We start from the raw sequence: 1581 nt of genomic DNA, 5'->3' as shown, positions 1-1581 counted from the left end.
CTTCGGCGTCTGCGTGTTGTCATCGGCGGCAATCGGTGCGTCGTTGCCCGCAATCGGGTTCGGCACGATCTCCACCGTTACGCAGGCTGTGTCTTTCAGCCCCTGCGCGTCACTGACCTGATAGCAGAACACGTCTTCGCCCGTTTTGCCCGGTGTCGGCGTGTAGGTAAACGTACCGTCGGGGTTGAGCGTCACCGTGCCCTTGGTCGGCGGCGTCACCGGCGTGGTCGACACCGTCAGCGGACCGCCTTCGGGGTCGGTGTCGTTGGTCAACACATTGCCCGTTACTGGCTTGTCCTGAGGCGTCACCGCAATGTCGCCCGTGGCAATAGGCTTTCCGTTGGCAGGAACAATCGTCACCGGTACTTCTACCGTCGTGCATTTCCCTGTCTGGTCACAAACTGTCACACAAACCTCGTCATTCCCTGTTTGTCCCGATTGGGGAGTATAGGTCAAACACAATTGGTGTGTCAGGTTGTTTATAGCCATACCACTGATGGTACCCTTTGAAGGAGTGTTGCACAAAGTTGCTGTGTGTGTATCACCTACGTTGGGATCGTTCACCAAACCGCAGATCGTTACCGGATTGCCCGGTTCAGTTACGATTGGAGGCAAAATCACCACCGGAGGCTGCGGCGTGCCCGGTATCACTTTCGGGTATACCGTAATAGGTATCAAAATGGTGTCACACAGGTTGCCTGCGTCGCACACGATCAGACACAACGAATCCTTGCCTACATAACCGGCATTGGGTTTATAGGTCACACACAACAAGCCGCCGGCTGTTGTAATCGGATTTGCCGTGCCGTTTTTAGGAGCACCGCAGATGGTGTAGGTATTCGTACCCGTCCCGTTGGGATCCAATATCGGCATACAAGTCGTTGTCGTGCTGTCTTGCGGGGTGATGATGCCCGTAACCACGACCACCGGCGGTTGGGGAGTTACCGAAGGCGGAACCGTTGGTGTAATGACAATCGGCACGGTTACAGTATCACACTTGCCGGTTTGGTCACATACAATCAAACACACCTGATCACTGCCCGTTTGGCCTGTTGAAGGCGTATAGGTCAGACACACTTTGTGCGTCGTATTATTGACTGTAGGTGTAGCCAGAGTTCCTTTTGTGGGAGCACTGCAAATCGTTACCGTATGAGTATCCCCTATATCCGGATCGTTGATAGTACCACAAACCGTTACAGGTTTATCCGGCTCGGTTACCATGGGAGGTATTACTACCAAAGGTGGGTTGGTGGGAGTCGTACAAGTAGTAATTGTTACCTGCACCGGTGTTGAGGTCGGGCTGTAACAACTGTTTGTCGCATCAAAATAAGCGGCATAATACGTTCCTGAACCAACCATCGTCGGGTCAGCCACTTTGTTGGCCGTCGTGGCGGGCGTACCCGTATGCCAGGTCACTGTGGTGCCCGCGGGAGGGGTTCCTGTACTGTGCGTGGTTAGGTTGACCGTTGTAGCGGGACATACGTTACTTACCTGAATGCTTGAACAACTGTTAATTGTTACCTGCACCGGCGTTGAGGTCGGGCTGTAACAACTGTTGGTTGCATCAAAATAAGCGGCATA

General features: G+C 53.6%; 1 protein-coding gene. It reads right to left on the bottom strand.

The features are described from left to right. On the bottom strand, positions 1 to 1359 hold a 1359-nt coding region (locus G563_RS0118400; RefSeq protein WP_374754527.1), incomplete at its 3' end, for a cadherin-like domain-containing protein. Positions 1360 to 1581 lie beyond the last annotated feature (222 nt).

It is taken from the genome of Runella zeae DSM 19591, assembly GCF_000423565.1.
GTDB lineage: Bacteria > Bacteroidota > Bacteroidia > Cytophagales > Spirosomataceae > Runella > Runella zeae.
This window is presented reverse-complemented; position numbering and strand designations above follow the sequence as displayed.